22 protein-coding genes and 1 pseudogene are annotated in these 21,998 nt (G+C 72.3%); 11 read left to right on the forward strand and 12 right to left on the reverse strand.

The genetic code is table 11. The features are described 5' to 3' along the window. The 8 genes from ACH499_RS03200 to ACH499_RS03235 form a co-directional block, all read right to left on the reverse strand. Positions 1–213 carry a hypothetical protein gene (locus ACH499_RS03200; RefSeq protein ID WP_365592084.1) on the reverse strand — a complete coding sequence of 71 codons (213 nt, stop codon included), beginning with the start codon at positions 211–213 and terminating at the stop codon, positions 1–3. Continuing rightward, positions 213–419, reverse strand: a complete 207-nt coding sequence (locus tag ACH499_RS03205; RefSeq protein ID WP_356196896.1) for a hypothetical protein — start codon at positions 417–419, stop codon at positions 213–215. The genes ACH499_RS03200 and ACH499_RS03205 overlap by 1 nt, the downstream gene beginning before the upstream one ends. A gap of 297 nt (positions 420–716) precedes the next feature. Continuing rightward, complete coding sequence (locus tag ACH499_RS03210; protein WP_399013524.1) at positions 717–1,907, reverse strand: hypothetical protein; 1,191 nt, start codon at positions 1,905–1,907, stop codon at positions 717–719. Positions 1,908–1,975: 68 nt separating this feature from the next. Beyond that, complete coding sequence (locus ACH499_RS03215; RefSeq protein ID WP_399013525.1) at positions 1,976–2,953, reverse strand: SCO2521 family protein; 978 nt, start codon at positions 2,951–2,953, stop codon at positions 1,976–1,978. A 1-nt stretch (position 2,954) separates the two neighbouring features. After that, positions 2,955–3,920, reverse strand: coding sequence for an SCO2522 family protein (locus ACH499_RS03220; RefSeq protein ID WP_356196889.1), 966 nt, complete (start codon positions 3,918–3,920; stop codon positions 2,955–2,957). Continuing rightward, positions 3,917–4,834, reverse strand: a complete 918-nt coding sequence (locus ACH499_RS03225) for an SCO2523 family variant P-loop protein (RefSeq protein ID WP_356197441.1) — start codon at positions 4,832–4,834, stop codon at positions 3,917–3,919. Before ACH499_RS03225 ends, ACH499_RS03220 begins: the two co-directional genes overlap by 4 nt. A gap of 2 nt (positions 4,835–4,836) precedes the next feature. Continuing rightward, positions 4,837–6,681: an SCO2524 family protein gene (locus ACH499_RS03230; RefSeq protein ID WP_356196887.1), complete on the reverse strand. Its 1,845-nt coding sequence runs from the start codon at positions 6,679–6,681 to the stop codon at positions 4,837–4,839. A 71-nt stretch (positions 6,682–6,752) separates the two neighbouring features. Then, positions 6,753–7,502 (reverse strand): SCO2525 family SAM-dependent methyltransferase, encoded by a 750-nt coding sequence (locus tag ACH499_RS03235; protein ID WP_356197439.1) that lies wholly within the window; start codon positions 7,500–7,502, stop codon positions 6,753–6,755. Between the two features lie 331 nt (positions 7,503–7,833). Between ACH499_RS03235 and ACH499_RS03240 the strand changes: the two genes are divergently transcribed. After that, a complete protein-coding gene (locus ACH499_RS03240; protein WP_356196884.1) occupies positions 7,834–8,388 on the forward strand; it encodes a GNAT family N-acetyltransferase in 555 nt (184 codons plus the stop codon). Between the two features lie 32 nt (positions 8,389–8,420). Here ACH499_RS03240 and ACH499_RS03245 read toward each other — a convergent pair whose 3' ends face one another. Together ACH499_RS03245 and leuA are read right to left on the reverse strand one after the other, a co-directional pair. Beyond that, entirely contained in the window at positions 8,421–9,116 is a 696-nt protein-coding gene (locus ACH499_RS03245; RefSeq protein WP_356196881.1) for a TerB family tellurite resistance protein, read from the reverse strand. 184 nt (positions 9,117–9,300) lie between these two features. Beyond that, a complete protein-coding gene (gene leuA / locus ACH499_RS03250) occupies positions 9,301–11,022 on the reverse strand; it encodes a 2-isopropylmalate synthase (protein WP_356196879.1) in 1,722 nt (573 codons plus the stop codon). Positions 11,023–11,355: 333 nt separating this feature from the next. On the opposite strand from leuA, the gene ACH499_RS03255 reads away from it, so the two are divergent. The 9 genes and pseudogenes from ACH499_RS03255 to era all read left to right on the forward strand — a co-directional run bounded on the left by ACH499_RS03255 (position 11,356) and on the right by era (position 18,084). After that, entirely contained in the window at positions 11,356–12,426 is a 1,071-nt protein-coding gene (locus ACH499_RS03255) for a M4 family metallopeptidase (protein ID WP_356196877.1), read from the forward strand. A 21-nt stretch (positions 12,427–12,447) separates the two neighbouring features. Further along, positions 12,448–12,714: a protealysin inhibitor emfourin gene (locus tag ACH499_RS03260; protein ID WP_356196874.1), complete on the forward strand. Its 267-nt coding sequence runs from the start codon at positions 12,448–12,450 to the stop codon at positions 12,712–12,714. Positions 12,715–12,771: 57 nt separating this feature from the next. Continuing rightward, positions 12,772–13,145, forward strand: a pseudogene (locus ACH499_RS03265) (family 1 glycosylhydrolase); the annotation flags it as partial. A gap of 245 nt (positions 13,146–13,390) precedes the next feature. Next, the gene (locus tag ACH499_RS03270; protein ID WP_356196871.1) at positions 13,391–14,470 is read left to right on the forward strand and encodes a PhoH family protein; all 1,080 of its coding nucleotides are present in this window, start codon (positions 13,391–13,393) and stop codon (positions 14,468–14,470) included. A 12-nt stretch (positions 14,471–14,482) separates the two neighbouring features. Then, the gene (ybeY, locus tag ACH499_RS03275; protein ID WP_356196870.1) at positions 14,483–14,980 is read left to right on the forward strand and encodes an rRNA maturation RNase YbeY; all 498 of its coding nucleotides are present in this window, start codon (positions 14,483–14,485) and stop codon (positions 14,978–14,980) included. Next, entirely contained in the window at positions 14,977–16,281 is a 1,305-nt protein-coding gene (locus tag ACH499_RS03280; RefSeq protein ID WP_356196868.1) for a hemolysin family protein, read from the forward strand. Before ybeY ends, ACH499_RS03280 begins: the two co-directional genes overlap by 4 nt. Next, positions 16,278–16,637 (forward strand): MmcQ/YjbR family DNA-binding protein, encoded by a 360-nt coding sequence (locus ACH499_RS03285; RefSeq protein WP_399013529.1) that lies wholly within the window; start codon positions 16,278–16,280, stop codon positions 16,635–16,637. The genes ACH499_RS03280 and ACH499_RS03285 overlap by 4 nt, the downstream gene beginning before the upstream one ends. Positions 16,638–16,704: 67 nt before the next feature. Further along, positions 16,705–17,058, forward strand: a complete 354-nt coding sequence (locus tag ACH499_RS03290; RefSeq protein WP_399013531.1) for a cytidine deaminase — start codon at positions 16,705–16,707, stop codon at positions 17,056–17,058. A 72-nt stretch (positions 17,059–17,130) separates the two neighbouring features. Continuing rightward, complete coding sequence (gene era, locus ACH499_RS03295) at positions 17,131–18,084, forward strand: GTPase Era (RefSeq protein WP_356196862.1); 954 nt, start codon at positions 17,131–17,133, stop codon at positions 18,082–18,084. Positions 18,085–18,123: 39 nt separating this feature from the next. Here the strand turns inward: era and ACH499_RS03300 are convergent, their stop codons facing one another. Beyond that, complete coding sequence (locus tag ACH499_RS03300; RefSeq protein WP_399013534.1) at positions 18,124–19,308, reverse strand: carbohydrate kinase family protein; 1,185 nt, start codon at positions 19,306–19,308, stop codon at positions 18,124–18,126. 313 nt (positions 19,309–19,621) lie between these two features. On the opposite strand from ACH499_RS03300, the gene ACH499_RS03305 reads away from it, so the two are divergent. Further along, on the forward strand, positions 19,622–20,965 hold the full coding sequence (locus ACH499_RS03305; protein WP_399013535.1) for an MFS transporter: 1,344 nt from the start codon (positions 19,622–19,624) through the stop codon (positions 20,963–20,965). Between the two features lie 18 nt (positions 20,966–20,983). Here ACH499_RS03305 and ACH499_RS03310 read toward each other — a convergent pair whose 3' ends face one another. Then, positions 20,984–21,982, reverse strand: coding sequence for an adenosine deaminase (locus tag ACH499_RS03310; protein ID WP_356196856.1), 999 nt, complete (start codon positions 21,980–21,982; stop codon positions 20,984–20,986). Positions 21,983–21,998 lie beyond the last annotated feature (16 nt).

The following is a 21,998-nucleotide window of genomic DNA, read 5'->3' on the forward strand; positions in this document are numbered from 1 at the left end:
TCAGGGCACCTCGCCCCGGCTTCTGGCGTTGGTGTACGCCGTCGCCGCGCTGAGCCGCTCCGCGGTGGTCGCGTGGCGCACGTCACCCGGTTCGGCGTCCCACTCGCGGCCCCCGCCGTAGGGCCGCATCTGGACGTACGGCCCCTCGTGCCCCATGACGACGCCGACGCGTCCGGTACGGACGTCGACCGCGTGGGCACCGACCTGCGGCATCACCGCAGCACCGCCGCGAGCCGCCGCGCGGTCTCCACGGAGCACCGGCCCAGTTCGACGAGCGGACAGGGTGCCTCCCGCGCGAGACTCACCGGGTCCACCCCGAGCGAGGGCAGGACGATTCCCGCCCTCACGAGCGCCGCGCGCAATTCCTCCACCGCCGCCTCCGCCGCTTCGACGCCGCGCGCCGAGTGTTCCGCCTCCACCCTGCTCCCCTTCCCTTTTCCGGTTTCACTCTTCGTGTCTCCAGAATGCCCCTGCGTGCCCGCCCTCGGCGGGAGTCCGCGCAGGACAAGTGCGGGTCGCAGCGGAAGGGTTGGTTATGGCCAACGGTTTACGCCGGGCGGCGCGGGAGTTCTCCGGCGGAAACTCAAACGCCGGCGCGAAAACTCGAACAGACAATTCACGAAACGGGGTTGGGGTGTTCCCGGGTATTGACGACCGGATTCCCTCCGGGGTGGCGGGCGGGTGCCGTCACTCCCGTGGGAGCAACGGCACCCGTGTCAGGCGCGGTCGACCATCCAGTTGCCGTCCTCCTCGGCGTCCACCCGGACCTCCAGCTCGCGCAGGCCCATGCCCGCGTCCCACAGCTCCTTGAAGCGCTTCATCCGGTCCCGTACGTGGTCCTGGCGGGCGATCAGCCGGGTCCGGACGTTGACGTCGCGCAGGTCCTGCTCGATCTCGAACGACACCTCCTCGTCGTAGAGGATGAAGTCGTTGGTGGTGCCGCGCTGGACGTGCGGGGGCAGTTCGGGCAGGACGGCCGCGCGCACCTCGATGTGCCGCAGCTCCTGTTCCTCGCACAGCCGCAGCAGCCGGTCGTCGAGCTCCCGGGCGCTCTCCAGCAGGAACAGCCGGCGCACCGACACGCCCTGCTCGTCGACCGCCTCCTGCTGGGCCTCCAGGTAGCGGCTGGCCGGCTCGCTGTTCCAGAACTCGCGGTCCACGGAGGTGCTGGTGGCGCAGATGGAGTGCTCGGCGGCACGGGTGAGGGCGAGCATCCAGTCGTGGTTCTCGCCGGGGCACTCGGCGACCAGATTGGTGAGGTCCGCCATGTGGCCGACGACCCGGGTCATCTCCAGGCGGACGAACGTGTAGAGGATCGACGGCCCGGGGGCGAGCACCTCCGCGAAGCTCTTGGCCAGTTCGGGTACGCCGTCGATGCGGGCCCGGTCCAGCGGCGGGTAGGGCTCGGTGCGGCGGCCCGCCTGGGCGAGGTGGGTCTCGACGAGCTGCCTGACGTCCTCGGTGTGCCGGACCAGGACGGTCCTCAGCTCGTCGTCGTACCGGTTCAGGCCGTCGCGCACGGCGGCGGCGTGCTCGGCGAGCGCGCTCTCCACCCGGCGGGTGTGCTCCTCGACCCGGCGGGTGTGCTCCTGAACGCTCGCGTCCCGGTCGTGGGCGTCGCCCGCGCGCGGGTCCTCGGTGTGCCGGTCCGGGCCGGTGACGTACAGGACGAGCACCGCGGCGCAGGCGCACAGCAGGGCGGTCGCGAGCTGCCGCAGCGGGCCGCTGTCCGGGTTCAGCAGGGCGGTGACGCTCCAGGCGAGGGCGCCGAGGACGAGGCCGGCCAGCAGCCGGCGCGGCCATGGGGACTCGCCCGTCGGGGCCGTGCGGCCGGGGTCCGCCCGGCCGTCGGTCCGGCCGGGCGGGCCGGCCGTGTCGTCGGGCCGGGGTGACTGTGCCGTGCTCATCTCGCTTCTCCCCCCGTTGGGATACGCGTCGGATCGGGGTGCGGGGATGTGCGGGGACGTGGCGCGCTTCAGGGAGCGGGCTCCACCTCCCGGTGCGCCGCGGGGATCGCGTGCAGCGTCAGCTGGTCGCGGATGCGCTGCACCAGCGTCTGCCACTGGCGGGTGAACCCGGGCCGCTCCTCCAAGGGGTCCCACAGCGCGGCCAGGTCCCTGGAGACCCTGGCCCGCGGCATCCACAGGTGCAGCAGGTGGTTGACGGCCGGGCGCAGCGCCTCGACGACGGCGGTCCCGTGTTCCGGGCCGGCGCCGACGCGGATCCCGTCGAGCATCCGGACGACGGTGGTCAGCAGCCAGTCGTGCAGGGCGAGGTCGTCGCACAGCCCCGCGATGTCGGCGCCGGCGGTGTGCTCGGGCACCCTGAGGCGGACGGTGCGCAGTTCGTCCTCGGCGAGCGTGAACCGTTCGATCGACGGGCCCTCGCCCGGCGCCGCGGGCAGGGCGGCCCAGCGCAGCCGGGTCTGGCGGGACCTGAGGGGCGGCCGGTGGTCGAGGAGGGGGTGGCGCAGCAGCCGGGTGAGCAGTCCGTCGGCGATCAGACCGACGTCGAGGTCGCCGTGCCGTCCGCCGCCGAGCACGCCCTGCGCCACCGCCTCGCGGGGCAGCTTGCCGAGCGGTTCGACGACGCCGGGCCGCACGAGGTAGTGGCCCCAGGGCCGCCGCTGGTCGGGCCCGGAGGCGGGGACGCGGAAGTGGGCGGAGGTCTGCAGGACGCGGCCCTCGGTGAGCGCGGCCCGCGCGGTGACCGTGCCGACGGCGCGGATCCGGGCGCCGTTGGCGCTGGGCAGGTGGCAGTCGACGCCGGTGAGGGTGTCGGGGGAACGCGCGTAGAGGTTGGGGCGCTCGGAGAGCAGGACGCGTTCGTCGGCGCGCAGGCCGAGGAGCTGGGCGGCGGCCCGGACGTCGAGGGACTGCCGGGTGGGCAGCAGGCAGGTGCGAACCTCTCCGCAGGCGAGCACGGGGCCCGGCGCGCTCTGGTTCGGCGCCATGTCAGAGCCCCGCGTAGTAGACGTAGGAGATGCGGTCGGCCACCGAGTCGGGGACGGCCGCCTTCTCGCCGGCGGAGCGTCTGGCGACCTGGTCGAGCGCGTGCGGGTCGACCTCGATCTGGTCGAGGATGACGCGGACGGCGTGCTCGACGGGCAGGAACCGGGTGGGCAGCACGGAGCAGGTGCGGTAGGCGGCGAACGGGTCCGCGCGGGCGTTCAGCCGTACCAGGGAGGGCAGTTCGTCCCAGTCGTCGGGGAACCCGGCGGCCGTGTGCGGCTGGGGGACGAGGACGGCCTCGCCCTGGTTGCGCAGCAGGCCGAGGCGGGCGAGCTGCCACACCGCGGCGAGGAAGGGGCAGGACCAGGTGCGCTGCCCGTCGGCGTCGTCGCTCCACAGCTCGACGTCGAGGAAGACGGAGTGGCGGCGGGCCGCGGTCTCCTGGGGCGGCTGCCAGGTGGCGGCGCGCTTCATCGCCTGGGGAGCGCGGGCGACGGGGCTGCGTTCGCCGTTGGCGAGCCAGCCGGTCTGCAGGGTGGGCGGGCGCATGCCGTAGCTGCCGGGCGGCGGCGACTCGACGATGCGGGCGGCCACCGCCTCGGCGACGGGCACCTTGCCGGTGACGGCGCAGCCGGACTCGCGGGCCAGGTAGTCGACGCCGAGCCCGGCCCGGTCCGCCTCGGCCAGCAGCATCGGGACGACCTCGGCGGGCGTGGCGAAGCGGGTGAAGTAGTCGTCGATGAGGAAGCAGGTGCTGATCCGGGGGCGCTTGCCTCCGCTGCGGGCGGTGGCGGCGGCGCGGGCCGCGTCCACCCAGGGCCGGACCTGGGCGAAGTGGTCCCGCAGGCGCTCGGGGCCGGCCTCGAAGTCCTCCATGTAGAGGTGGCCCAGCTCCAGGGAGAGGTGGGCCAGCGGCACGGCCTCGGTGCGCGGCTCGGCGGCGGTCTCGCGGAACCCGGTCTCCGTCACGGCCGCCCCCAGTGCGTGTCGTCCGTCAGGCGCCGGGCGATCTCCTCCAGCGCCTCCAGGGTCTCCTTGTTGGCGATCTGGGTGGAGAGCACGTCCTCCTCGGTGATGAGCTGCTCGCGCCACTGGAGTATGGGTTCCAGCGGTACGACGCCGAGGACGACGCTGTCGCCGATGCGGTGTTCGGCGGCGAGCCGGCGCAGCGCCTCGTCGCAGGCCTGCATCCAGGCGGCCTGCGCGGGCGAGCCCTGGGACCACAGCGGTGACTCGGGGTCGGGCACGGCGGCCCGTACGAAGCGGATGGCGGCGCGCAGCGCCTCCTCCTCGTGGCCGCGGTCCACGCCGCCGCGGATGATGCCGTGCTCGGCGTGGACGAGCCCGGAGGCGGCGATCACGTGCTGGCGGGTCCAGCGGTGGAAGACGAGCCAGCGGAACGGGACGAACCGCATCCGGGGGTGGGCGGTCGCCGCGAGGACCATGTCGACGGCGTAGCTGCGGCCGGCGCTGAGGTCCACGACGATCAGGTCGAACTCGGCGTTCAGCCGCAGCAGCAGGTCGACGCAGCGTTCGAGGGCGTCCTCGCCGGTGGCGAACTCGCCGCCGCCCGCGTCGCCGGGGAACAGGACCAGTCGCCCGGACTGGTTGGGGCGGGCGCGCAGCAGGGGGTGCTCGGTCTGCCGCCAGACGTCGATCCGGACCGGCTCGGCGGTCTCGCCCTCCAGGTAGGAGTGGAGGCCGCGCTCCTCGGTGCCGCGCATGGCGCCGGGCACGTCGAAGACGGCGGCGGCGGTGGGCGAGCCGAAGTCGAAGTCGACGTAGGCGACGTGGTCGCCGGTGAGGGCGCGCTGATAGGCCAGGTTGGCGCTGGTCACCGAGCGCCCGGTGCCCCCCTTGTCGGAGGCGGCGAAGACGAGCACGCTCACACCTCCTGTGCGGCGGCGCCCCTGGCCTGGGCCAGGGTGTCGAGTTCCTGGAGGACGGGCAGGGCCAGGGCGAAGGCGGTGGCGGGCCGTTCGTCGACCAGGCTGCGGGCGTGGTCGAGGCGGCTCTCGATGCTGCGCATCGCCCGGGCTCTGCTGCCGTCGGCGGCGGCGGAGGCCTCCAGTTGTTCCTTGCCGAACAGGTGGGTGGCCTCACTGAGTAGTTCGCGGGCCAGTTCGGCCAGTTCGGGGCTGCGGATGGGCTGCTGCTCGTACAGGTTGCGAGCGGCGACGAGGCACTCGGTGACGCGCTCGGTGATGCTCCAGGACATGCGCAGTTCGGCGTCGCGCGCGTCCGGGTAGACGGCCTGGACGTTGTCCCAGAGTCCGGCGCCGTCGTCGTCCTCTATCCGCCGGTTCCACAGGTGCTCGAAGGTCTGCTCGGCGAGACGGAGCAGCCGGTCCTGGGCGCCGATGTTCCGGGAGAGCTCGGCGAGTTGGATGATCCGCTTGAGGAGCTGGGCCGAGAAGTCGGTCATCCGCCACAGCAGGAGGCCGCCGGAGCGTTCGGACCCGGCGAGCGGCATGGTGACGCCGGGGTTGTGCAGCCGGATGATCGGGTCGTTCCTGGTCATCCGGCTGGTGACGCGGCCGCGGTCGGCGAGGCGTTCCATGATGGCCACGGTGCGGGTGAGGTCGTCGTCGGTGGCCTTCCGGCGGACCAGGTCGTGGACGAGGATGGCGGCGACGGTGAGGGAGAAGTACTCGGACTCCAGCCTGAGGCCGGTGGTCTGCCAGGGCAGGTCCTCCAGCGGCCAGCGTTCGGAGCCGAAGCGGGCGATGGCCGACCAGTACTGCTGGCTCAGTTCCCAGCGCAGGCGCAGGGCCTCGGCGAGTTTCTGCTGGTCGGCGTCGAGCAGCCCGAGGGTGAGGGTGCGGTCGGAGAAGAGGTCCTGGATGCCGTCGAGGGCGACGACGGTGAAGTACACGTAGGGCAGCCGGTCGGCGATGCCGTCGGGCTGGCCGGGGACCGGTGTGTCCAGGTCGGTGACCTTGGGCGCGTCCTGGACGATGCCCCAGGCCCAGCCGCACTCGAAGAGCTGGCTCTCGTCGCGGATGCCCTCGTCGAACTGGATGCCGCGGGTGAGGCTCTCGATGATGGTGGCGCGCAGCGGCCGTAACCTGCGGGAGAACTGCTGGAGGGCGATGCGGTCGGACTGCTTGCCCTGGCCGATGACCTGGATCAGCCGGCGGCCCTGTTCGGACTCGGCGTCGAAGACGTTGACGGTGAACGAGCGCAGCAGGCTGATCATGGCGGAGGTCAGCCGGGCGTTGGTGGCCTCGCGCAGCTCGGCGATCGCCTGGAGCATCTCGGGCCGGGTGGTGGTGGTCTCGTAGACCTTGAGGTACCCGAGGGTGGCGAGGCAGAGCGTGACGGACATGGAGTAGGAGTCCACCACGCCCAACTGGCTCTGGGCGTAGGTGATCTGCCCGTCCGGTTCGGCCGGTTTGAAGTAGTGCCCGCCGGAGAAGGTGGGGCTGTCGTCCGGGCCGGTGTGGGTGCGCATGAACTGGGTCAGCGCGGTGATCAGGTTGGCGGGGATCTCCAGCCGGGTGCCGACCCTCTCCAGCGCGCGCAGCACGTCCCGTTCGGTGGTGTCGGGCTGGTCGAGGCGGAACGCGGGCACCTCGGTCGCCGGATACAGCAGGCAGAGCAGCCGCTCCGCGTCCGCGACGCTGCTCTGCCCGTCGGTCTCCCCCTGGACCAGCTTTCCCCCGTCGAACGAATGACGGGCCATGGCGTGCCAGATGTCCAGCAGGTGCTGGCGTGGCTTGATCTGCATCCCCGTACCCCTCGTACAGATCTCGTTGCCGGTGTTTCAGGACCCCGTGTGTGCAGACATGGTCCCCGTTCTCAGACGGCGGCAACCTCCGCGTTGCGCCGCCCCAGGGCGAGGAGCATGCCCTCGTGTCCCGGGCGCACCATGTGGTGCAGGTCGTGGATCTCCAGCTCGGTGGTGAAGCCTTCCAGGCTCTCCCTGACCCGGTCCTCGTTCACCCGGTAGGCCGGATACTGGTGCTCGCCGACCTGGTATCCGACCGATTCCTTCATGAAGGCGGCCGCGAACGGCGCCTTCTCGTTGAGCGCGTTCATGAAGCACCGCACGCCGCGGCGGAACTCCTCGGGGCACTCGGACATGGAGTCGGCGACGAAGAACATCGTGCCGAGGTCCCAGCGGCGCTGTCCGTCGAGGTCGAAGAGGTTGGCGCGCTCGACCCGGACGATGTCGCCGAACCGGGCCCGCGGGTCGAAGCCGCGGTAGGCCTCGTCCTCCTGGAGCACTTCCCAGAACGCGTCCCACGCCGTGTCGTATCCCCGGGGGGAGGTCTGCCGCTCCAGGTACGCGACGTTCGGGTCGGCGTACTCGAGCAGCAGCACCTTCTCGCACCAGGGCAGCATGGACAGGGCGGGATAGAGATTGGCACCGGCGCCGACGTCGACACCCCGGACAGCCCCCGGCGCGGCACCGGCGAAGCAGGTGCTGAAGTGGTCGCGCATCAGCCGCACGATCTGCCGGTCGACTTCCAGCGGGGTCCGGTAGTTGTTGTCGACATACACCTCTGGATCGAACTTCGACCAAGGCGCGTCGGCATTTCGGTCCATAGTCACCCTGCCGCGTTCCGTTCGTTGGTGGACAAGACCGTGCGCCGCGAGCGCGGGGGTCCTGTGGACGCCGACCGGTGGAGAGAGGCGTCTCCTTGCTCGCAAGATAGGACGCTTCAGCACATTCGGACAGCCGGGAACCCGCCAGTCCTCATGCGCCGGGCGCACGTCAGGCGCACCGTTGCACACCCTAACTCTCCCTTGCACGGCGGGAGTTGGGCGCTCACTCTAGCCAGAAGGCGCACCGGCCGCCAGCGGGACCCCTCACTCCATCGGGGGTGGCGGCGATGCCCCGTCGAGTTGACGACCGCAGATCCCGACTGGGGGTGGCATGACCGCCGAACCACTGGAACGCTCCTTGGACCGCCACGAGCGACTGATGGAACGGGTGCCCTTGCCGGACACCCCTCCCCTGGTCCTGCGGACGGCGCGGGAGTCCGACCTGCCCGAGCTGCGGCGCCTGGACGAGGAGGTCTTCCAGGAGGTGGCCTTCCCGGGCTTCCTGCTGCGTCAGCTCTACGACATGTACGCCGAGCACTTCCTGGTCCTCGACGACGGCCGGGGCCGGCTGCGCGGTTATGTGCTGGCCGCCACCACGACCGAGGCGCTCGGCCGGGAGAGCTGGATCCTCGGGCTGTGCGTGACGCAGGACCGGCGGCGCCACGGGCTGGGGCGGGAGCTGATGACGGAGATCCTGGCCCGGCTGCGCCGGGACGGCATCGAACGGGTCCGCCTCACCGTGGAGCCCGCGAACCACGCGGCTCTCCTGCTCTACCGCTCGCTGGGTTTCGCACCCGAGGAACCCGACGCAGGGCTGCGCCGGGACTACTTCGGGCCCGGCATGGACCGCTGCGTGCTGCGCCTGGACCTCACCGGGGCCCGCTGAGGCATCCCCCGCCCCCGCCCCCCGCGCCCGGGTCAGGACGGCGTGCCCGCCGACTCCAGCAGCCGGGTCACGTCGTCGGAGCGCAGGGTCAGGGCCGCCCCGACGGTCGCCAGGGCGTCGCGCTCGGCGGGGGTGTACGGGCCGTCGGCCAGGGCGATGCGGGCGCCCTGGAGGAGGATCGACTCACGGCCGACGGCGGCGAGGTGCGGGGCCAGCGGGTCCAGCGCCTCGTGCAGCTCTATGGCCAGGCCGGGCACGCACGGCTCGTCGCGCACCCGTCCGGTGTCCGCCTCCAGCGCCTCGACCAGTGCGCTGAGCTGCTCCTCGGTGCAGTCCTCGAAGCCGGCCGCGCGCACCGCGGCCGCCGCCGTCTCCAGGGCCGTGCGGGAACAGGTGCCGCCCGCGGCCAGCACCGCGAGGGCGACGGTGTGGACGGCGTCGCGGAGCATCGCGGAGAAGCGGGTGGTGGTCGGGTGGTCGAGGACGTCGGTGCCGTAGTGGCGGCGGCAGGCGGCGCACTCGACGGTCGGCGCGGACTCCCCGCGCGGCAGCAGCGGCACGCCGAGCAGGGTGAACCGGCGGCGGCCGGTGAGGCGCTGGTAGTTGCGGTCGCCCCCGCAGCCGGGGCAGAAGAACTCGCCGTCGCCCACGGGCGTCCAGGCGGTGCGGGTCCCCAGGATGCGCGGCAGTCGGGCAGCTCGGCCGTTCGGTCCCCGTCCAGGCAGCACGTCGCACCTCCGTAACCGCGCGGCCACGTCGCCGCGCCTGCGTGATGTTAGCCACATCGCCGACGTGGAGTCAGTACCCCGGAGGAGACCTTTCCGTGACCTCTCCGTGGAGATGGCCGGTATATGACGGGGCCCCGCCCGCCTGTTGTGGGCGAGCGGGGCCTCAAACCACCGATTGGGCTGGTCAGCGAGACGCGCGGTTGACGGCGGAGACGACCGCCTTCAGCGAGGCGCGCGTGGTGTTCGCGTCGATTCCGATGCCCCACAGGACCTTGTCGCCGATGGCGCACTCGATGTAGGAGGCGGCCTGCGCGGAAGCGCCCTCGCTCATCGTGTGCTCCTGGTAGTCCAGCAGGCGCACGTCGATGCCGATGCCCTGCAGCGCGTGGAAGAACGCCGAGATCGGGCCGTTGCCGGAGCCGACGAGGGTGCTCTCCGTGCCGTCGACCGTGGCCTCGACGGTGAGCGTGTCGACGCCGTCGCGGTCGGTCGTGGTTTGGCCGTTGGCGACCTGGATGCGGCCCCAGGGGTTGTCGGGGTTGGGCAGGTACTCGTCCTGGAAGACGTCCCAGATGGCCGCCGGGGTGATCTCGCCGCCCTCGGCGTCCGTCTTCGCCTGGATGATCTTCGAGAACTCGATCTGCATCCGGCGCGGCAGGTCCAGCTTGTGGTCGTTCTTCAGGACGTAGGCGATGCCGCCCTTGCCGGACTGCGAGTTGACGCGGATGACCGCCTCGTAGGAGCGGCCGACGTCCTTGGGGTCGATGGGCAGGTACGGCACGGCCCACTCGATGTCGTCCACCGTGACGCCCCGGGCCTTCGCGTCGGCCTCCATCGCGTCGAAGCCCTTCTTGATGGCGTCCTGGTGGGAGCCGGAGAAGGACGTGTAGACCAGGTCGCCCACGTACGGGTGGCGCGGGTGGACCTCCATCTGGTTGCAGTACTCCCACGTACGGCGGATCTCGTCGATGTCGGAGAAGTCGATCTGCGGGTCGACGCCCTGGGAGAACAGGTTCATGCCCAGGGTGACCAGGTCGACGTTGCCGGTGCGCTCGCCCTGCCCGAACAGGCAGCCCTCGACGCGGTCGGCGCCGGCCATCACGGCCAGTTCGGCCGCCGCGACGGCGGTGCCGCGGTCGTTGTGCGGGTGGGCGGACAGGCAGACGTACTCGCGGCGGGAGAGGTTGCGGTGCATCCACTCGAAGCGGTCGGCGTGCGTGGACGGCGTCGAACGCTCCACCGTGGCGGGCAGGTTCAGGATGATCTCGCGGCCGGGACCGGGCTGGTAGGTGTCCATCACCGCCTCGCAGACCTCCAGGGCGAAGTCCAGCTCGGTGTCGGTGAAGATCTCGGGGCTGTACTGGTAGCCGAACTCGGTCTCGGGGCCCAGCAGTTTCTCGGCGTACTCCATGACCAGCCGGGTGCCGTCGACGGCGATCTGCTTGATGTCGTCCCGCGAGCCGCGGAAGACGACGCGGCGGAAGACCGGGGCGGTGGCGTTGTACAGGTGGACGGTGGCCCGCCTGGCGCCCTTCAGGGACTCCACCGTGCGCTCGATCAGGTCCTCACGGGCCTGGGTCAGTACGGAGATCGTGACGTCGTCCGGGATCGCGTCCGGGTCCTCGATGATCGAGCGTACGAAGTCGTAGTCGGTCTGGCCGGAGGCCGGGAAGCCGACCTCGATCTCCTTGTAGCCCATCTTGACCAGCAGGTCGAACATCGCGCGCTTGCGGGCGGGCGACATGGGGTCGATCAGTGCCTGGTTGCCGTCGCGCAGGTCGGTGGAGAGCCAGCGGGGGGCGGTGGTGATGCGCTGGTTCGGCCAGGTGCGGTCGGGGATGTCGACCTGCTCGTAGCCGCGGTACTTGGTGGTCGGCATCGAACTGGGCTGCTGGCGGTTGGCCATGGTCGCGTGGGCTCCTCTTGATGTCCGCGGTGTCCGCGTGTCCGGAAGGACGGCCGACGCGCATCACCAAGCACCGCGGGGAGGGAGTCGGCCTCTACAGGCCCTCGCCGCGGCAGCTAAGGAGAAGCAGCCCGAATCGCATGATGCCCAGCACCTTAACCGAGCCGCGCCGGTCACGCGGGTGCGTATCAGTATGCGGGACCAGGGAGGGAACCGGGACAAAAAGTGCCGTATACCACTTCCGGGTGCCCGCCGGGCCGTCGCGGCGGCGCTTTGCGCCGATCGTGGTTGCGAGTAGTGACAGCACGGTCACGGAGTGCGATGGTTCCGGACATGACGACCAACGGGGGCTTCCAGCCCGTCTTCTGCGCCATCGTGCCGCCCCACGTCCTCGACCGGCTCGCCCGGAACGAGGACCCGGTGCTCGCCGGGCCCGCGCGCCGCACCCTCCAGCGCGACGCCGCCGAACGCACCCGCCGCGGCCTGACCACCGTCATCGGCGCCCCCACCGTGACCCCGCGCGCCGGCGCCGAGGCCGGCAAGCCGCACCGCACGATCTTCGACGCCCGGCACGGCACCGACCTGCCCGGTCGCAAGGTGCGCGGCGAGGGCGACGAGCCGGGCCGTGACGCCACGGTCAACCGCGCCTACGCGGGGCTCGGCGCCACCTTCGAGCTGTTCCTGAAGGCGTACCGGCGCGACTCCATCGACGGCGCCGGGCTGCCGCTGGACGCGACGGTGCACTACGACCGCGAGTACAACAACGCCTTCTGGAACGGCGAGCAGATGGTCTTCGGCGACGGGGACGGGGAGATCTTCCTCGACTTCACCATCCCCGTGGACGTGATCGGCCACGAGCTGGCCCACGGTGTCACGCAGCACACCGCCAACCTGACGTACTACGGCCAGCCCGGCGCGCTGAACGAGTCGGTGTCGGACGTCTTCGGCTCCCTCATCAAGCAGTACTCGCTCGGCCAGAGCGCCTCCGAGGCCGACTGGCTGATCGGCGCCGGGCTGCTCGCCCCGCGGGTGACGGGAGTGGCGCTGCGCTCGATGAAGGCGCCGGGCACGGCGTACGACGACGACGTCCTCGGCAAGGACCCGCAGCCCGCGACGATGGACGACTACGTGCGCACCGGCCGCGACAACGGCGGCGTGCACATCAACTCCGGCATCCCCAACCACGCCTTCTACCTCTTCGCCAAGGAGCTGGGCGGCAACGCCTGGGAGCGGGCCGGACAGGTCTGGTACGACGTGCTGACGGGGGGCGAGCTGCGCGAGGACGCGTCGTTCACGGACTTCGCGACGCTGACGGTGAAGGCCGCCCGCGAGCGCTACGGCGACGCGGACGAGCTGGAGGCGGTGGGCAAGGCATGGGAACAGGTCGGGGTGCGCACGCTGTAGTTCCGTACTAGACACGGTCCCATGCGGATTCAGGTGAGGCGCACAGGAGGCTTCGCGGGCATCGAACGCCACGCGGAGGTCGACACCGCGGGACGCTCCGACGCGGCCGAGTGGCACGCCCTGGCGGAGCGGGCCGTCGCGGACGGCCGGGGCACCCCGCCGGTGGGGGTGCCGGACGGCTTCAGCTACCAGATCACCGTGGACGGGAAGACGGTCTACGCGTCCGACCCCCGGCTGACGGACGAGCAGCGCAGGCTGATCTCGCGGGTGCTGAAGGAGGGCGCGTAACGCCGTCGCCGCGCACGGGCGTCGACTTCCATTACCGCGGGTACGGACGATCCGCGCATGGCGACGAACCCGGTACCCCGCTTCCCGGACGGCTTCCTGTGGGGCGTGTCGACCTCGGCGCACCAGATCCAGGGCGCGGCGGAGCTGCGCGAACGCTCGGTGTGGGACGCGTTCACGGACGAGCCGGGGCGGGTGAGGGACGGCTCGACGGCGGCGGTGGCCTGCGACCACTGCCACCGCCACCGCGAGGACGTGGCGCTGCTGGCCGGCCTGGACGCGTACCGCTTCTCGCTCTCCTGGGCGCGGGTGAACTCCCCCGGCGGCCTCGGCCTCCACGACCGCCTGGTGGACGAGCTGTGCGCGGCGGGGATCCGCCCGGTGCCGACGCCGTTCCACTGTGGTCGCTGCTGGACAACTTCGAGTGGGCCGAGGGCTAGCGCGGCGCTTCGGGCCGGTGCGCGTGGACTTCGCCACCCCGGCCCGCACGCCCGAGGCGTCCTACCGCTGGCACCGGGACCTGGTCCGCGCCCAGCGGTGAGCGGCGGTCCCCGGCGGCGGGCGGCCCGGAAAAGCCCTCGGTGCGGCCGCCGGTGGAGTCGTACGCTGGAGACAGCAGACACACCCGTCACGCGGCACACGCCGCAGAGGAGGACATGCAGGCCTCGAGCGCCGGCCCATGACTCAGACACCCTCAGCTCACACCCCCGCGCAGGGGCAGGCGAGAGCACAGTTCACGGTCCCCGCCCGGCACCCCATGGTCACGGTGCTGGGGTCAGGCGACTCCCTCCTGCGCGTGATCGAGACGGCCTTCCCGGCGGCCGACATCCACGTCCGGGGAAACGAGATCAGCGCGGTCGGCGACGCCCATGAGGTCGCCCTGATCCAGCGCGTGTTCGACGAGATGATGCTGGTGCTGCGCACGGGGCAGCCGATGACGGAGGACGCAGTGGAACGCTCGATCGCCATGCTCAAGGCGAGCGAGAACGGGGAGAGCGACGGCCAGGAGACCCCGGCCGAGGTGCTCACGCAGAACATCCTGTCCTCGCGCGGCCGCACGATCCGTCCCAAGACGCTGAACCAGAAGCGCTACGTCGACGCGATCGACAAGCACACGGTCGTCTTCGGGATCGGTCCGGCGGGCACCGGCAAGACCTACCTGGCGATGGCGAAGGCGGTGCAGGCCCTGCAGTCCAAGCAGGTCAACCGCATCATCCTGACCCGTCCGGCGGTCGAGGCCGGCGAGCGGCTCGGCTTCCTGCCGGGCACGCTCTACGAGAAGATCGACCCGTATCTGCGCCCGCTGTACGACGCGCTGCACGACATGCTCGACCCGGACTCGATCCCGCGGCTGATGGCGGCCGGGACGATCGAGGTGGCGCCGCTCGCGTACATGCGCGGCCGGACGCTGAACGACGCCTTCATCATCCTGGACGAGGCGCAGAACACGAGCCCCGAGCAGATGAAGATGTTCCTCACCCGCCTCGGCTTCGACTCGAAGATCGTGATCACGGGCGACGTGACGCAGGTCGACCTGCCCGGCGGCACCAAGTCCGGTCTGCGACAGGTCCAGGAGATCCTGGAGGGCGTCGAGGACGTCCACTTCTCCCGGCTCACGTCCCACGACGTCGTCCGGCACAAGCTGGTGGGCCGTATCGTCGACGCCTACGAGCAGTACGACAGCAGGAACGGCACCGAGAACGGCGGCCACAACGGCGGCCGGACACCGACAAGCGGTGCCAAGGCCAAGGGGAAGTAGACCAGCACGACCATGTCGATCGACGTCAACAACGAGTCCGGAACCGAGGTCGACGAGCAGGCGATCCTCGACATCGCCCGCTACGCGCTCGCGCGGATGCGCATCCACCCGCTCTCCGAGCTCTCGGTGATCGTCGTGGACGCCGACGCCATGGAGCAGCTCCACGTCCAGTGGATGGACCTGCCCGGCCCCACGGACGTCATGTCCTTCCCGATGGACGAGCTGCGGCCCCCGTCGAAGGACGACGACGAGCCGCCGCAGGGGCTGCTCGGCGACATCGTGCTGTGCCCGGAGGTCGCCGCCAAGCAGGGCGCCGACGCGGCGACGCGGCACTCCATGGACGAGGAGCTCCAGCTCCTCACCGTCCACGGGGTGCTGCACCTGCTCGGCTACGACCACGAGGAGCCCGACGAGAAGGCCGAGATGTTCGGCCTCCAGGCGGCCATCGTGGACGGATGGCGTGCGGAGAAGGGCCTGACCGGCCCGTCCCCGGCCCCGACCGTCTCATGAGCCTCCCGCTCGTAGCCGGAGCCGTCGCCCTGGTGGTGGTCGCCTGGCTCGCCGCCTGCGCGGAGGCGGGCCTCGCGCGGGTGTCCGGCTTCCGCGCCGAGGAGGCGGTGCGCTCCGGGCGGCGCGGCAGCGCCCGGCTGGCCAAGGTCGCCGCCGACCCGACGCGCTACCTCAACGTGGCGCTGCTGGTCCGCGTCGCCTGCGAGATGGCCGCCGCCGCGCTGGTCACGTACGCCTGCCTGAAGCAGTTCGACGGGACCGGTGAGGCGCTGGTCGTCGCCATCGCGGTGATGGTGCTGGTGTCGTACGTGGCCGTGGGGGTCTCCCCGCGGACCATCGGGCGCCAGCATCCGGTGAACACGGCGACGGCCGCGGCGTACGTGCTGGTGCCGCTGGACCGGGTGATGGGCCCGATCCCGTCGCTGCTGATCCTCCTCGGCAACGCGCTCACCCCGGGCAAGGGCTTCCGCCGCGGCCCCTTCGCCTCCGAGGCGGAGCTGCGGGCGCTGGTCGACCTGGCCGAGAAGGAGTCGCTGATCGAGGCCGAGGAGCGCCGCATGGTGCACTCGGTGTTCGAGCTGGGCGACACGCTCGTGCGGGAGGTCATGGTGCCGCGCACCGACCTCGTGGTCATCGAGCGCTACAAGACCATCCGCCAGGCCCTCACCCTCGCCCTGCGCTCCGGCTTCTCCCGGATACCGGTCACGGGTGACAGCGAGGACGACATCGTCGGCATCGTGTACCTCAAGGACCTCGTCCGCAAGACGCACATCAGCCGTGAGGCGGAGGGCGACCTCGTGTCCACGGCGATGCGCCCGGCGTTCTTCGTGCCCGACACCAAGAACGCCGGCGACCTGCTGCGCGAGATGCAGAAGGAGCACAACCACGTCGCCGTCGTCATCGACGAGTACGGCGGCACGGCCGGCATCGTCACCATCGAGGACGTCCTGGAGGAGATCGTCGGCGAGATCACCGACGAGTACGACCGTGAGCTGCCGCCCGTGGAGGAGCTGGGCGAGGGCCGCTACCGGGTCACCTCCCGCCTGGACATCGGCGACCTGGGCGAGCTGTACGGGCTGGAGGAGTTCGACGACGAGGACGTGGAGACCGTCGGCGGTCTGCTGGCCAAGGCGCTCGGCCGGGTGCCGATCGCCGGGGCCACCTCGGTGGTCGAACTGCCCGACGGGCGCGGGCTGCGGCTGACGGCGGAGGCCGCCGCGGGCCGCCGCAACAAGATCGTCACGGTGCTGGTGGAGCCGGTGCCCGCCGCGCGGTCCGGCGACCGGGAGGCGGTGGAGTGACTCCCGGGCGGCTGCGCGCGTTCTGCCTCTCCTTCGACGCGGCGGTGGAGGACTTCCCCTTCAACCCGGAGACCTCGGTCTTCAAGGTGGGCGGCAGGATGTTCGCGCTGACCGCCCTCGACGCGCGCCCGCTCACGGTCAACCTCAAGTGCGACCCGGACGACGCGATCCGGCTGCGCCGCGAGCACGAGGGGCTGATCGTGCCCGGCTGGCACATGAACAAGCGGCACTGGAACACGGTGGCCGTGGACGGCGGGCTCCCGGACCGCCTCGTCCGGGAGCTGATCGAGGACTCCTACGACCTGGTCGTCGCGGGTCTGCCGCGCGCGGAACGGCTCCGCCTGGACCGGCCCTGAGGCCCCGCCGCCGGACGACGTACCCGGTGGCGGGATGGGCGCCGCGGTGCCTCCGTATGCTCTGACCATGACCGACATCACCGCCCTCGGCCCCGAGGACCGCAAGATCGTCACCCTGGCCCGCTCCGCCCGCGCCCGCAACGGCGTCCTGGAGGGCGCCGCCGTACGCGACGAGACCGGCCGCACGTACGTCGCCGGGACCGTCGGCCTGGCCTCGCTGAAGCTCAGCGCGCTCAGGACCGCGGTGGCGATGGCGGTGGCGTCCGGGGCGACGTCGCTGGAGGCGGCGGCCGTGGTGACCGAGGCGGAGTCGGCGTCGGCCGAGGACCTGGCGGCCGTCGGCGACCTGGGCGGCGCGGGGACACCGGTGTTCCTCGCCTCACCGGACGGGACCGTGCGTGCCACGGTGGACGCTGGCTGACGCGGCCCCTCCCGCCGGCCCGTGCACGGCGGTGGTACGGCGGGGCTCCGGGGATCAGGGACAATGGGCGCCATGAGCGTTCGTACCCAGTCATCCGAAAAGCCGGCCGAGGCTGTCCACCGGGCCGGCTTCGCCTGCTTCGTGGGCCGCCCCAACGCCGGCAAGTCCACTCTCACGAACGCTCTGGTCGGGCAGAAGGTGGCGATCACCTCCAACCGCCCGCAGACCACCCGGCACACCGTGCGGGGCATCGTGCACCGGGAGGACGCCCAGCTCATCCTGGTCGACACCCCGGGGCTGCACAAGCCGCGCACCCTGCTGGGCGAGCGGCTGAACGACGTCGTGCGCACGACGTGGGCCGAGGTGGACGTCATCGGCTTCTGCCTCCCGGCGAACGAGAAGCTGGGCCCCGGTGACCGCTTCATCGCCAAGGAGCTGGCCGGGATCAAGAAGACCCCGAAGGTCGCGATCGTCACCAAGACCGACCTGGTGGACGGCAAGACCCTCGCCGCGCAGCTCATCGCCATCGACCGGCTCGGCGAGGAACTGGGCATCACCTGGGCGGAGATCGTCCCGGTGTCGGCCACCGCGAACAAGCAGGTCGGCCTGCTCGCCGATCTGCTGACCCCGCTGCTGCCCGAGGGGCCCGCGCTCTATCCCGAGGGCGACCTCACCGACGAGCCCGAGCAGGTCATGGTGGCCGAGCTGATCCGCGAGGCCGCGCTGGAGGGCGTGCGCGACGAGCTGCCGCACTCCATCGCCGTGGTGGTGGAGGAGATGCTGCCGCGCGAGGACCGGCCCGCCGACAAGCCGCTCCTGGACATCCACGCCAACGTCTTCATCGAGCGTCCCAGCCAGAAGGGCATCATCATCGGCCCCAAGGGCAAGCGCCTGAAGGACGTCGGCATCAAGTCCCGCAAGCAGATCGAGGCCCTGCTCGGCACCCCGGTCTTCCTCGACCTGCACGTCAAGGTCGCCAAGGACTGGCAGCGCGACCCGAAGCAGCTCCGGCGGCTCGGCTTCTGAGGCTCCCCGGCCCGGCCCGGCCCGGCCGGACGGACGCGGTCACGCCGGGCGGCGGAAGCCGATCGTGGGGACCGCGCGGCGCAGCGGCCACGGCCTGACCGGCTCGTCGGGGACGAGGTCCGCCAGGAACGCGTACCGGCGCAGCGCCGCCGGGTCCTGGCCCGGCACCGACTGGACCTTGCGCCACCAGGTCGCGATCTCGGACCACCCCGGCGCCGACAGCGATCCGCCGAACTCCTGCACCGACAGGGCCGCCGTCAGCCCGGCGAAGGCCAGGCGGTCGGCGAGCGGCCAGCCGGCCAGGGTGCCGGTGACGAACCCGGCGACGAACACGTCCCCCGCGCCGGTCGGGTCCAGGGCCTCCACGGCGATGGCCGGGACCTCGGCGCTCTCCCCCGTGCGCCCGTCCACCGCGTAGGCACCCTCCGCGCCGAGCGTGACCACGGCGAGCGGTACGTGCGCGGTCAGGGCGTGCGCGGCGGCGCGGGGACAGGTGGCGCCCGTGTAGCGCATGGCCTCCTCGGCGTTCGGCAGGAACGCCTCGCAGTGCTTGAGGTCGGCCAGCCCGGACAGGTCCCAGGCGCCGGTGTCGTCCCAGCCCACGTCGGCGAAGACGCGGGTGCCCCGCGCGGCGGCCTGCGCGATCCAGGGGGCGCTCACGCCGGGTGTGAGGGAGGCGACGGCGGCACGCGCACGGGGCGGGCAGTCGGGGGACGGCTCCTCGGGCGGGGGCTCGTGGCCGTGGGAGACCATCGTGCGCTCCCCCTCGTACGCCATCGAGACCGTCACCGGCGAGTGCCAGCCGGGCACGGTGCGCGAGGGGGTCAGGTCGATGCCCTCGCCCTGCGCGAGGGCGTCCCAGCAGTAGTCGCCGTAGTGGTCGTCGCCGAAGGCAGCGGCCAGCGAGGTGCGCAGGCCGAGGCGGGCCAGCGCGGTCGCCATGTTGGCCACGCCGCCCGGGCTCGACCCCATGCCGCGGGCCCAGGACTCGGTTCCGCGCACGGGGGCGGAGTCGAGTCCGGTGAAGATGAGGTCCAGGAAGACCGTGCCGGTCAGGTAGACGTCCCAGGGCGGGTCCTGGGGGGTGCGCAGGGCGGCCAGCGGATCGGCCTGCGCGTGCCGGTGCGAGCCGTCGCCCGGCGGGGGGCGGTGGGTCCGCTCGTCGGCGGACACGGAGGTCATGACGGTCACGTCGGACGCGGTGGACACGGAGGACGCTGTCACGGTGCGCTCCCTGGCATGGTGCGGATCAGGCCAGTGTGCACCACGCCGCGGGCAACCCGGCGCCGTCGCGCCCCGTGGTGCCGGACCACCGCGCGGGGCGGCGTCGCCGGCCGTTCACGGCCCCGCTCACGGGCGTGGACGCCCACTGCTACCCAGTCCCCGAGATCACAAACTCATGTGTGATTCAGTTCACACCCCCTCGCCTGTTTCGGTGCTCCTCGCGCTTGATACAAATTGCGCGCGCGTTCCTGTCCGTCGACGGTCGTCGCCCCCTCCCCCTCCCACGTCCCTTTCGCATGCCCTGGGAACGCCCGTGTTCGCCCGCCGCACCACCCCCTGGCCCCTCGTCGCCCTTTTCACGGCCGGGTACCTGCCCGCCTATCTGCTGCCCACCACCGTCGGCAGACTCGGCACCAGCCTCTCCCTGACCGCCACTCAGGCGGGCGCCGTCGGCAGCGCGCTGCTGCTGAGCTCGGCGAGCGCGGGCTTCGTGCTGGCCTCCCGGCTGCCGCGGATCGGCGCCCGGACGGCCGCCCGGGCCGGGCTGGCCCTGGCCGCGCTCGGCTACGGCACCGCCGCGCTCACCACCACCGTCTGGCTGGTCGTCGCCGGCGCGGTCGCCGGAGGCTTCGGGTCGGGTACGGCCACCACGGTCGCCGCCACCCGGATCGCCGCCGAACGCGACCCGCACCGGGCCTCCACCATGGGCCTGCTGAGCGTGTCCGCGCTGGCCGGCGCGGTGTACCTGACGGTTCCTCACCTCGGTCCGGCGCACGGGCTGCCGCTGGCCGCGATCGCGCTCACCGTGCTCGCCGTGTGGCCGCTGACGGGCCGTCTGCCGGGCGGGACGGCCGCCTCCCCGGCCGCGCACGAGACCACGGCGCCGCTCCCCCGCCGCCGCTCCGGCCCGGTCCTCGCGGCCACCGTGCTGTGCTGGTCCATGGCGCAGAACTCGCTGTGGGGCGTCAGCGGCCGGATCGGTCTGACGCAGGCGCACCTGGGCGACGCCGCCCTCGGTGCCGTCTTCGCCGTGGCCCTCGGCGCGGGACTCGTGGGCGTGCTGGCGGCGGGCCTGCTGGGCTCGCGGCTCGGCCGTGCCGTGCCCATCGGGGCGGGCACGGTGCTCATCGCCTGCTGCATCGCGCTGAGCGCGTCCGCGACCTCACCCGCGTCCTTCGCCACCGGCGAGATCGCCTGGAACACCCTGTACCCGGTGGTGCTGTCGTACCTGATCGGTCTCGCGGCCTCGCTGGACCCGCGCGGCCGGTGGGCGGTGTTCGTCGGTTCGGCGTCCTCGCTGGGGACGGCGGCCGGCCCGCTGACCGGCAGTGTGCTGTCGGCCGAGGCCGGCTACCGGGGCATGGGCCTGATCCTGGGCGCCGGGCTGCTGCTGGTCGCCGTGCCGATGACGGCCGTCGCCCTGCACACCGGCGGACGTCCGCTGCTGCCCGGCGCGGTCCGCCGCCGCGGCGGCACCCCGGCCGCCCTGGTCGCCGCCACCACCGGCACGCCCAGCGGTGCCGTGCCCGAGGTCGGCGCCGCGGAGCAGCCGGTCGTGGAGATCCCCGTGGACGCCCCCGCCGCCGCGGTACAGCGCGCCTACGACACGGCCGGACCCCGGCAGGCCGCGGCCACACCGGGGTCCGGGACGGGCTGACGCCCTCGGGTGCCCCGCCTAGGAGGCCGGGAACGCGTAGGCCTCGACCTCGGCCAGGCAGCGGGCCCGCAGTTCCTCGTCGTCCTCCAGGAAGGAGGCGAGGAAGGAGTTGCGGGCCAGCTCCCGCAGCCGCTCGCCGGTGAGCCCGAGCGCGTCGCGCACGGCGTCGAAGTTGTCGCCTGCGTAGCCGCCGAAGTAGGCCGGGTCGTCGGAGTTGACCGTGCACATCAGTCCGGCGTCCAGCATGGCCGGCAGCGGGTGGTCGGCGAGGGTGTCGACCGTGCGGAGCCGGACGTTGGACAGCGGGCACAGGGTCAGCGGTACGCGGTCGCGCACCAGCCGCTCCACCAGCGCCGGGTCCTCCATCGAGCGCAGACCGTGGTCGATCCGCTCGACGCCGAGCACGTCCAGGGCCTCGGTGACGTACTCCGGCGGCCCCTCCTCGCCCGCGTGCGCGACCCGGCGCAGGCCGAGGGCGGCCGCGGCCTCGTACACCTCGCGGAACTTGGCCGGCGGATGCCCGACCTCGGCGGAGTCCAGGCCGATGCCCGTGATGCGGTCCAGGTACGGCTTGGCGGCGTCGAGCGTTTCGAGGGCCGACTCGGCGGACTCGTCGCGCAGGAAGCACATGATCAGCCGGGTGGAGACGCCGTGCTTCTCCCGGCTGCGGCCGAGCGCCCGCCACAGCCCCTCCACCACGGTGCCCATCTCCACGCCCCGGGCCAGGTGCGCCTGCGGATCGAAGAAGATCTCCGCGTGCCGCACGCCCTGCTCCGCGGCGCGGGCCAGGTAGGCGTCGGCCAGGTCCTCGAAGTCCCGCTCGGTGCGCAGGACCGCCATCAGCGCGTAGTACAGGTCCAGGAAGGACTGGAGGTCCTCGAACCGGTACGCCTCGCGCAGCGCGTCCGTGTCCGCGTAGGGCAGCTCCACACCGTTGCGGGTGGCGAGCTCGAAGGCCAGCTCGGGTTCCAGCGTGCCTTCGACGTGGAGGTGCAGTTCAGCTTTGGGAATGGGCATCGGAGCATCGTACGGC

The organism is Streptomyces sp. NPDC018947, assembly GCF_044390505.1.
Taxonomy (GTDB): domain Bacteria; phylum Actinomycetota; class Actinomycetes; order Streptomycetales; family Streptomycetaceae; genus Streptomyces.

Bases quoted from the DNA above. Each gene is read 5' to 3' on its own strand.
- ACH499_RS03215 (WP_399013525.1), bottom strand. From the start codon at position 2,953: ATGGCGCCGAACCAGAGCGCGCCGGGCCCCGTGCTCGCCTGCGGAGAG.
- ACH499_RS03260 (WP_356196874.1), top strand. From the start codon at position 12,448: ATGCGGATTCAGGTGAGGCGCACAGGAGGCTTCGCGGGCATCGAACGC.
- ACH499_RS03270 (WP_356196871.1), top strand. From the start codon at position 13,391: ATGACTCAGACACCCTCAGCTCACACCCCCGCGCAGGGGCAGGCGAGA.
- ACH499_RS03230 (WP_356196887.1), bottom strand. From the start codon at position 6,681: ATGCAGATCAAGCCACGCCAGCACCTGCTGGACATCTGGCACGCCATG.
- ACH499_RS03200 (WP_365592084.1), bottom strand. From the start codon at position 213: ATGCCGCAGGTCGGTGCCCACGCGGTCGACGTCCGTACCGGACGCGTC.
- leuA (WP_356196879.1), bottom strand. From the start codon at position 11,022: ATGGCCAACCGCCAGCAGCCCAGTTCGATGCCGACCACCAAGTACCGC.
- ACH499_RS03290 (WP_399013531.1), top strand. From the start codon at position 16,705: ATGACCGACATCACCGCCCTCGGCCCCGAGGACCGCAAGATCGTCACC.
- ACH499_RS03240 (WP_356196884.1), top strand. From the start codon at position 7,834: ATGACCGCCGAACCACTGGAACGCTCCTTGGACCGCCACGAGCGACTG.
- era (WP_356196862.1), top strand. From the start codon at position 17,131: ATGAGCGTTCGTACCCAGTCATCCGAAAAGCCGGCCGAGGCTGTCCAC.
- ACH499_RS03210 (WP_399013524.1), bottom strand. From the start codon at position 1,907: ATGAGCACGGCACAGTCACCCCGGCCCGACGACACGGCCGGCCCGCCC.
- ACH499_RS03235 (WP_356197439.1), bottom strand. From the start codon at position 7,502: ATGGACCGAAATGCCGACGCGCCTTGGTCGAAGTTCGATCCAGAGGTG.
- ACH499_RS03310 (WP_356196856.1), bottom strand. From the start codon at position 21,982: ATGCCCATTCCCAAAGCTGAACTGCACCTCCACGTCGAAGGCACGCTG.
- ACH499_RS03280 (WP_356196868.1), top strand. From the start codon at position 14,977: ATGAGCCTCCCGCTCGTAGCCGGAGCCGTCGCCCTGGTGGTGGTCGCC.
- ACH499_RS03255 (WP_356196877.1), top strand. From the start codon at position 11,356: ATGACGACCAACGGGGGCTTCCAGCCCGTCTTCTGCGCCATCGTGCCG.
- ybeY (WP_356196870.1), top strand. From the start codon at position 14,483: ATGTCGATCGACGTCAACAACGAGTCCGGAACCGAGGTCGACGAGCAG.